The following is an 8,576-nucleotide window of genomic DNA, read 5'->3' as shown; positions in this document are numbered from 1 at the left end:
AGGCAAGTTTAAGCCTTAATTTGTCCCTGTCAGCTATAGGAACCTTGATGGTTGTTCCCTCCAATTTATATGGTTGTTTCCATTCCTCAAACTTGCTTGCGATTCTTCCTGCCTCCTCAGGGGATATATTTGTATATAAATCAGCATATTCTGCCCTGGTTATGTATGAAATAAGAAAAAGAAGGAGGATAAAGGAAAGCAATCCACCGCCTACAATGGTAATTTTCTCTCCCCTTGTCCAGCTTTTCCAAAGGGCTGTTATCTGCTCAAAAAACCTACCCACATTTTTATTTTATGTTCCTTTAAAAATAAAGTCAAGCAAAATTATCGTATATATACACTTTATCTAATCCTCCTTGTTAGATATTCCTCTGTCCTTTTATCAGATGGAACGGTAAAGATTTTTTCTGTTTTCCCGAATTCAATTAGCTCGCCTAGGTATAGAAATGCGGTAAAATCAGAGACCCTTGCTGCCTGTTCAATATTGTGGGTAACAATGAGGATGGTCACGCTTTCCTTTAGCTTTATGATTAGCTCTTCTATAGAAGATGTAGCCTTTGGATCTAGGGCAGATGTAGGCTCATCAAGCAATAATATCTCTGGGTTCAGGCTCAAAGCCCTTGCTATACAAAGCCTTTGCTGCTGACCACCCGATAAAAATGTTCCCCTTTTATGCAGACAATTACAAACTTCATCCCATAAGGCCACCTTTCTTAAGGATTCTTCAACAATTCTCTCCCTCTCAGAGCTATTTATCTTTATCCCATTTAGCTTATAACCTGCAATGACATTATCGTATATACTCATTGTGGGAAATGGGTTTGGCCTTTGAAAGACCATCCCTGTTTTTCTCCTTGCAATTATAGGATCAAGGCTATACACATCTTCACCCTGCAGAAAGACCTTGCCCTCTATCTTTGCATCTTCTATAAGCTCATGCATTCTGTTGATACACCTTATTAGGGTTGTCTTTCCACAACCCGATGGCCCCATAATTGCTATTACATTGTTATAAGGTAAGGAGAGGTTTATATCCTTTAAAACACAATGCTCTCCAAAATAGGCATAAAGGCCCTCTATTTTTAAAACTGTATTTTCCATTTTTTTACAACTAACTTAGCTATTATATTTAAGATTAAAACAAGTGAGACTAAAATAAGGGAAGCCCCCCAGGCTTGTGATATCCAATCAGAATACGGCGATGTAGCATAATTAAAGATAAGTAGGGGAAGGGAGTTTATTGGCTTTGAAATATCAAGATTCATAAAGCAAGAGCCAAATGCTGTAAGGAGAAGGGGTGCTGTCTCCCCAGAGACCCTTGCTATACTTAAAAGGATTCCTGTCAAAATTCCAGAAAAGCCTGCTGGCAGAATAACCTTTAGGATTGTCTTGTAATATGGAACGCCAAGCGCTAATGATGCCTCCTTTAGGAAATATGGAATAAGCTTTAGGGTTTCCTCGGTTGATTTTATGATAACAGGAAGCATTATTATTCCCAAAGCAAAACCACCCGATATAGCAGAAAATCCTTTCATTGGAACAACAATTAAGAGATAGACAATTATTCCAATAACAATGGATGGAATCCCTTGTAAGACCTCAACACATAGCCTTACAAAATATACCAGCCTTCCTTTAGATTCAGAAAGATATATTCCAGCTAGAATGCCTAAAGGAATAGAAAATATCCCTGCAAGGATAATTAAAATAAATGTTCCCACAATGGCATTTAAAATCTGGGAAGTAAAAAGAAAATCCAAAGAAGATATGCCATTTTTGAATATAAAAAAGAGAATGAGAAACAAAGGAATAATTGAGAAAATAGAGAATAAAACTATAGCTCCCAAAAAAAGCCTGTTCTTGATTATTCTGATTAACATTTTACCCTTCCTACCATATAACTTCCCATAATATTTACAATTGTTGTTAATATAAATAGAACAAGCCCTATCTCAATCAATGAGGAAAGGTATAATTTTCCTGTTGCCTCGGTTATCTCATTTGCAATGACAGATGCCATAGTATTCCCCGGGTTAAAAATATTCTTTGGCAAAAGGGCCGAATTCCCAATTACCATCGTAACCGCCATTGTCTCTCCCAATGCCCTTCCCAAAGAGAGCAAAAATCCTGCAAATAGCCCTCCCTTTGCATAGGGCAGAATAACCTTTCTTATAACCTCATACCTTGTTGCACCCAGGGAATAACCTGCTTCTTTAATCTCAGATGGAACAAGGCTGATTACCTCCCTTCCAATGGATGCTGAATATGGAATTATCATAATGGAAAGAACAAGGGAGGCGGTGAGAATAGAAACACCATATGGCGTTATTCCTAAAAAAACCTCTATTTTTTGCACAATTGGAACAAGAAAGAAGAGCCCCCAAAATCCATAAATTACAGAGGGAATGCCGGCAAGGAGGTCAATTAAACCCTTAAGAAGAAATGGCAGGATTCCTTTTTTGAGGTATTCTCCAATAAGAATAGATATGGAGAGGGAGAAGAAAAAGGAGAGAAAAAGTGCCAATCCTGCTGTAATGAGCGTTCCAAGAAGAAATGGAAAACAGCCATATTGAGAAAATACCGGATCCCATATTTTTCCTGATAAAAATCCTAGACCAAAGGCTTTAATGCTTGGAAAAGAAGAGACAATAAGTGTCAAAAAAATAGTAAAGAGGAGGGCTATTATAAACAAGCCTGAAAGGAAGAGAATTTTCTTAAAAATTAGCTCCTTGTTTGAGTAATGGTCTACCATTATAACTTATTAAGCTTATTATCGCCTCTGCTTTCTTTATTACAGGGGTTGGAAGGGGTGCATAGTGAAGGGGTTTTGTATATTCCTGACCTTTATGGGTCATCCACCAAATTAGCTTTGCAAGCTCTTTCCCCTTTTTTTCTTCCCCTTGCTCCTTATAAACCAAAATCCAGGTAAAGCCCGATATTGGATAGCCAAGAGGATTATCTGTGTTCACTATTGATATTCTTGTATCTTGTGGAATCTCTATATCTCCTGCCAGAGAGACAGAAGAAATATCTGGCTCTATAAAATTTCCCTTTTTGTTTTTTATAATAGCATAAGGCAAATTTTGCTCCATTGCATAGGTAAGCTCAATATATCCAATGCTTCCGCTCATTTGTTTAATCAAAGATGTAACCCCTGCATTTCCCTTTCCTCCCAATCCTATTTTCCAATTAACCATTAAGCCTTTCTCTATATTTTTCTCCCAATCCTTACTAATCTTTGAAAGGTAATCGGTAAATATAAATGTTGTTCCCGAGGCATCAGAGCGTCTTATAACAATTATGTCCTTATTTGGCAAAGCTACATTAGGATTTATCTCTTTAATTCTCTTGTCATTCCATTTTTTAATTTTTCCTAAAAATATATCAGCAATGACATTGGGTATAAGCTTAATTTTAGGATTACCTGGTAGATTATAGGTTATAACCACAGCGCCCATGCAAATCGGAATATGAAGGATATCAGGGCTTTCTTTAAGCTCTTTGTCGCTCATAAATACATCAGAGGCTCCAAAATCAACGGTTTTAGCTAGAAGCTGCCTTATCCCTCCGCCAGAGCCTATTGCCTGATAATTTATCCTTACATTAAATTCCTTGTAATACCCCTCAAACATCTTTGAATAAAGTGGATAGGGAAAGCTTGCACCTGCACCTTGTAGCTCTATTTTACGAAGATTACAGGCTGCCAGCAGCAGGGCTAGAAGAAGCAATATTTTCATCTTAAATCCTAAATCTTAAAAATCCTAAATTTCCTTATGTTCCCTTTTCCCAATCTGAAAGATAGCTTATTTGCTCCTCTGTTAAATTGTCTATGCTTACACCAAGGGATAAAAGTTTAAGCCTTGCTATCTCTTTATCCTGCTCAAGGGGAACATCGTAGACCCTTTTTTCAAGCTTTCCTTTATTCTTTACTAAAAATTCGCAGGCTAAGGCTTGATTTGCAAATGACATATCCATAACCGAGGATGGATGACCCTCTGCTGAAACAAGGTTTATCAGCCTGCCATCCCCAAGCAAATTTATCTTCCTTCCATCCTGCAGGGTATATTCATCAACAAAATCACGAATCTTTCTTTTTTCTACAGAAAGTCCCTCAAGTGCTGGAATATCAATTTCAACATTGAAGTGTCCTGTATTGGCAAGGATTACATTATCCTTCATTACGCTAAAATGCTCCTTTCTTATGACATTTATATTCCCGGTTACTGTGATGAATATATCGCCAATTTTTGAAGCCTCCATTATTGGCATTACAGAATATCCATCCATAACCGCCTCTAATGCCTTTAAGGGGTCTGTCTCTACAATAATAACATTCGCACCCATTCCCCTTGCCCTCATAGAAAGCCCCCTTCCACACCATCCATATCCACAAATAACAAACCTGCTACCACAAAGCAACCTATTGGTTGCCCTTAATATGCCATCTATGGTTGATTGTCCTGTTCCATACCTATTGTCAAAAAAGTGCTTTGTTTGGGCATCATTTACAGCAATAATGGGATAGAGGAGGAGTTTGTTCTTCTCTAAGCTTCTTAACCTTATTACGCCTGTTGTTGTCTCCTCACTTCCTCCAATTATATTTTCTACCAAGTTTTGCCTTTCCTTATGGATTACAGAGACAAGGTCAGCACCATCATCCATTGTAATGTTTGGTTTTTTGTCTAAACAAGCGTTTATATGGCTATAATATGTTTTATTGTCCTCGCCACACTTTGCAAATACAGGAATTCCAAGTGAGACAAGATATGCGGCAATATCATCCTGGGTTGACAATGGGTTTGAGGCGCATAATAAAACATCAGCACCACCAGCCTTTAATGTCTTGCATAGATTTGCTGTCTCTGATGTTACATGAAGGCAACAGGCTATCTTTATACCAGAGAAAGGCTTTTCTTTTAAAAACCCCTCTTTTATCATAGAAAGAACGCTCATTTGAGCACCTGCCCACTCTGCCCTCAATCTTCCCTTTTCCTTTAACCCAAGATTGGTGATATCATAATCCATTTAAATCCTCCTTAACGATAATAATATAGAATAAGGAAAGAAAATTTGCAAGAAAAATAAGGAAGTTAAAACACATCCGAGAATTTTATTGCTTAAAATTCAGGTTTTTGTCTAAAATATACCTATGAATGAGCTTTTATTTAAGGATGGGCTAATTCCAGCCATTATAGTTGATGAGGAAACAGATGAGGTCCTAATGCTTGCCTATATGAATGAGGAATCCCTTAAGAAGACAATTGAAGAGGGAAGAACCTGGTTCTTTAGTAGAACAAGGAATAAGCTATGGCTAAAGGGAGAAACCTCTGGATGTTTTCAGGATGTTTCAAGCATCTATGTAGATTGTGATAGGGATACATTGCTTATAAAGGTTTCCCAAACAGGCAATGCCTGCCATACAGGAAATAGAACCTGCTTTTTTGAAAAGCTACACCAAAGAAGGGATGTTGTCCAAAAAGGCATTCTGTCCGAGCTCTATAATGTTATCCTTTTGAGAAAGAAAAATCCAAAGGAGGGTTCGTATACCACGAGATTATTCAGGGAAGGAAAGGCAAAGATATACGAGAAGTTAAGGGAGGAGCTAGAAGAGGTAATATTAGAAGGAGAAAAGGATAATAAAGATGGAATAATTTACGAAACCGCTGACCTCTTGTATCATCTTTTTGTCCTCCTTGGTTTTCATGAAATAAATCCAAACGATGTCCTCTCTGAGCTTAAGAAAAGAAGGAAATAAGCATTGTAGAGTTTATTGCGTTCATCAAGCTAATATAGAGGAGCTTAAACATATCCAATTTTTAAAAATAAGGTAAAAATTTACTTTTTTACAATTTAAAATTATAATTTATAGACCAAAATGAAAAAGGGTGATATTGAGAGATTTAAACAAAGGCTATTAGCCATTAGAAAGGAGCACCTTAAAGAAAAAGAAATCCTTGAAGCCGAGTATCTCCATAAACAGGTGCGAGAGAAAACAAGTAATCTTTCCGCATACCCCATCCACATTGCTGATATATCAGGGGATGTATATGAACAGGAAAAGGAAATTTCCATTATTGAGAATATCTCAAACACCATTCAGGAAATAGATAGTGCTATGTTAAGGATAGAGGATGGAACCTATGGTATCTGTGAAGGTTGCAAAAAAGGGATAGCAATAGAAAGGCTTGAGATTATCCCATTTACAAGGCTCTGCATCAAATGTCAGAAGGAAAAAGGGGCTTAAAGCGTTGTGTGTTTATCCTTAAAGTTGAGATTAAACTATGCCCACAGGATCCATATCCTTAATAAGGTCAACCCCAGAGGGAAGCTTAAAGCTTGAAAGGGCTTTTGAAAGGAGGTTTTGCATCTTTTTATAATCCCTTGCTTTAAGGAGAATTTGAAAGCGATATTGCCTTTTTATCTTTGGGATAAAATATGGAGCAGGTCCTAAAATAATTACACCATCATTATTGTTTGATTTAAGGCAATTAAAAAGGGAATTTGCCGCATCTAATGCATCCTTTTCATCATCAGAGAGCAAGACAAGGGAAAGAAGCCTTGAAAACGGCGGATAAAAAAGCTCCTTTCTGTATTTTATCTCCTCTTGAAAGAATAGGGAATAATTCTGATGCACAGCGGTTTGAATGGCATAATGACCTGGGTTGTATGTCTGGATAATCACCCTTCCCTCCTTTGTTCCCCTTCCTGACCTTCCGGCAACCTGGGTAAGTAAAGAAAAGGTTTTCTCCCCTGCCCTAAAATCAGGAAGGGAAAGGCTTACATCAGAAGATATAACACCAACCAAAAGGACATTGGGAAAATCAAGCCCTTTTGAGATCATCTGGGTTCCTACCAAAATATCCGCTTCATTCCTTTCAAACCTTGAAAGGATTTCATTATGGGAGCCCCTTTTCTTTGTTGTATCTATATCCATCCTTAAAATCCTGGCTGAAGGGAAAAGGCTTTTTATCTCATTCTCTATCCTCTGTGTTCCAAAACCAGAAAACTTAAGCCTACTACCCTTACATTTTGGACAAATATCAAATGCTCGTCTTCTGTATCCACAATAATGACATTTAAGGCTTTTGTCCTGTGAATGAAAGGTTAAGGTAATATCACAATTTACACACCCTGGGATAAATCCACAATCATAGCACATAAGGAAATTTGAATAGCCCCTTCTATTAAGAAGGAGGATAATTTGGCCATTTTCTTTTAAGGTATAAAAAATGGCATCCTTAAGACGGCTGCTAAATATTGTCTCCTTTTTTTCACCTCGCATATCCACAATCTCAACCAGAGGAAGGGGCCTTTTTTCAATCCTGTTTGGCAAATGAAGGAGGGTATACTTGCTTTGGGCATTATAGAATGATTCTAATGAAGGGGTTGCACTTCCTAAAATACACACGCAATTTTCTATCTTTGCCCTCATAATCGCTAAATCCCTTGCATTGTATCTCGGATTGCTTTCCTGTTTATACGAGGTGGATTGCTCCTCATCAACAATTATCAGCCTTAAATTCCTTGCGGGAGCAAATAGGGCGCTTCTTGCCCCAACCACAATAGATGCCTCTTTTATCCTTATCCTTTGCCATTCAATAAACCTCTGTTTTCCTGTAAGCCTTGAATGAAGAATGGCAGATTTATTCCCAAACCTTGCCTTAAATCTATTTATCATCTGTGGGGTAAGGGATATTTCTGGGACAAGGACAATAGCAGAGCCATTATTCTCAATTACCTTCTGGATTACCTGAAGATAGACCTCTGTCTTTCCACTTCCGGTTACCCCATATAAAAGGAATGTAGCAAATTTTCTTGCCTTAATTGACCTGCATATCTCTGATATGGCATATCCCTGCTCCTTGTTTGGGGTAAAGGCTGGTTTTAAACAAAGAATTTCTTCGGCTTTTTCTTCCAAGGGATACCTTTTTATTTTACCCTTAGGAATAAGCAAAGATAGGGCATCGCCAAAAGAGGCAAGATAATATGATGATATCCAACGGCAAAGCTCTATAAGGGGGGCATCAATTAAAGGCTCATCATCAAGGATTGCAATGATGTCCTTTATTTCCTTTTCATAATCTTTTATTTCGCATTTTTCTATAAGCCATCCTACCACCTCCCTGTTCCTTAAAGGAACAAGAACCCTCTTTCCCATCTCTGCAAAGGTTTCTAATTCCTCTGGAATGTTATATGTATAGAGATTTTCGCTCTTAATCCTTAAGGCAACCTTAGCATACATATTGCAATGATAGGCTTTTATTTTTTTCTTGTCAAGTTTTGTGAAGAAGAGCAAAATTTAGAAGTGATATTTGGTATAACCCTAAAAAGGTTTTTCCCTTGGCAATCAGAAAGCCCTAATTATATCAGGGAATTTAAGGGAAAGGAATCATTTATCTCTGGAATTTTACCAGACAGCTTAAAAGAAAAGTTTATGAAAGCTACTATAGTATCTTCCATCACTTAGTGCAAAAATAGATAGGGTATGTTTATCTGTTTAAAATTCATCCACCTTTTAAGAAATTTTGAATTCTAAATTTTGAATTTTGAATTGAAGGTTTAAGTTTTATAAAATT

At 37.3% G+C, this 8,576-nt stretch carries 10 protein-coding genes; 3 read left to right on the top strand and 7 right to left on the bottom strand.

Translation table 11 applies throughout. The features are described from left to right. From AB1397_02285 to ahcY, 6 genes are all read right to left on the bottom strand, one after another. The coding region (locus AB1397_02285; GenBank protein ID MEW6481820.1) for a hypothetical protein at positions 1-283 on the bottom strand (283 nt) is incomplete at its 3' end. A 59-nt stretch (positions 284-342) separates the two neighbouring features. Then, on the bottom strand, positions 343-1,101 hold the full coding sequence (locus AB1397_02280; protein MEW6481819.1) for a phosphate ABC transporter ATP-binding protein: 759 nt from the start codon (positions 1,099-1,101) through the stop codon (positions 343-345). Beyond that, the gene (gene pstA / locus AB1397_02275) at positions 1,083-1,880 is read right to left on the bottom strand and encodes a phosphate ABC transporter permease PstA (GenBank protein MEW6481818.1); all 798 of its coding nucleotides are present in this window, start codon (positions 1,878-1,880) and stop codon (positions 1,083-1,085) included. Before pstA ends, AB1397_02280 begins: the two co-directional genes overlap by 19 nt. Further along, complete coding sequence (gene pstC, locus AB1397_02270; GenBank protein MEW6481817.1) at positions 1,874-2,752, bottom strand: phosphate ABC transporter permease subunit PstC; 879 nt, start codon at positions 2,750-2,752, stop codon at positions 1,874-1,876. The genes pstA and pstC overlap by 7 nt, the downstream gene beginning before the upstream one ends. Then, a complete protein-coding gene (gene pstS, locus AB1397_02265) occupies positions 2,715-3,737 on the bottom strand; it encodes a phosphate ABC transporter substrate-binding protein PstS (GenBank protein ID MEW6481816.1) in 1,023 nt (340 codons plus the stop codon). Before pstS ends, pstC begins: the two co-directional genes overlap by 38 nt. Positions 3,738-3,771: 34 nt before the next feature. After that, positions 3,772-5,025: an adenosylhomocysteinase gene (ahcY, locus tag AB1397_02260; GenBank protein MEW6481815.1), complete on the bottom strand. Its 1,254-nt coding sequence runs from the start codon at positions 5,023-5,025 to the stop codon at positions 3,772-3,774. 124 nt (positions 5,026-5,149) lie between these two features. Between ahcY and hisIE the strand changes: the two genes are divergently transcribed. Then, entirely contained in the window at positions 5,150-5,755 is a 606-nt protein-coding gene (hisIE, locus tag AB1397_02255) for a bifunctional phosphoribosyl-AMP cyclohydrolase/phosphoribosyl-ATP diphosphatase HisIE (GenBank protein MEW6481814.1), read from the top strand. 120 nt (positions 5,756-5,875) lie between these two features. Continuing rightward, the gene (locus AB1397_02250; protein ID MEW6481813.1) at positions 5,876-6,244 is read left to right on the top strand and encodes a TraR/DksA C4-type zinc finger protein; all 369 of its coding nucleotides are present in this window, start codon (positions 5,876-5,878) and stop codon (positions 6,242-6,244) included. 30 nt (positions 6,245-6,274) lie between these two features. On the opposite strand, the gene priA is transcribed toward AB1397_02250, so the two are convergent. After that, positions 6,275-8,242, bottom strand: coding sequence for a primosomal protein N' (priA, locus tag AB1397_02245; GenBank protein MEW6481812.1), 1,968 nt, complete (start codon positions 8,240-8,242; stop codon positions 6,275-6,277). A gap of 63 nt (positions 8,243-8,305) precedes the next feature. Between priA and AB1397_02240 the strand changes: the two genes are divergently transcribed. Further along, positions 8,306-8,467 (top strand): hypothetical protein, encoded by a 162-nt coding sequence (locus AB1397_02240; protein ID MEW6481811.1) that lies wholly within the window; start codon positions 8,306-8,308, stop codon positions 8,465-8,467. Positions 8,468-8,576: the final 109 nt, after the last annotated feature.

It is taken from the genome of bacterium (assembly GCA_040756715.1).
Classification (GTDB): Bacteria; UBA9089; UBA9088; order UBA9088; family UBA9088; genus JBFLYE01.
This window is presented reverse-complemented; position numbering and strand designations above follow the sequence as displayed.

Excerpts from the sequence above, each read along its gene's own strand:
- AB1397_02280 (MEW6481819.1), bottom strand. The coding sequence starts at position 1,101 with ATGGAAAATACAGTTTTAAAAATAGAGGGCCTTTATGCCTATTTTGGA.
- pstA (MEW6481818.1), bottom strand. The coding sequence starts at position 1,880 with ATGTTAATCAGAATAATCAAGAACAGGCTTTTTTTGGGAGCTATAGTT.
- pstC (MEW6481817.1), bottom strand. The coding sequence starts at position 2,752 with ATGGTAGACCATTACTCAAACAAGGAGCTAATTTTTAAGAAAATTCTC.
- pstS (MEW6481816.1), bottom strand. The coding sequence starts at position 3,737 with ATGAAAATATTGCTTCTTCTAGCCCTGCTGCTGGCAGCCTGTAATCTT.
- ahcY (MEW6481815.1), bottom strand. The coding sequence starts at position 5,025 with ATGGATTATGATATCACCAATCTTGGGTTAAAGGAAAAGGGAAGATTG.
- hisIE (MEW6481814.1), top strand. The coding sequence starts at position 5,150 with ATGAATGAGCTTTTATTTAAGGATGGGCTAATTCCAGCCATTATAGTT.
- AB1397_02250 (MEW6481813.1), top strand. The coding sequence starts at position 5,876 with ATGAAAAAGGGTGATATTGAGAGATTTAAACAAAGGCTATTAGCCATT.
- priA (MEW6481812.1), bottom strand. The coding sequence starts at position 8,242 with ATGTATGCTAAGGTTGCCTTAAGGATTAAGAGCGAAAATCTCTATACA.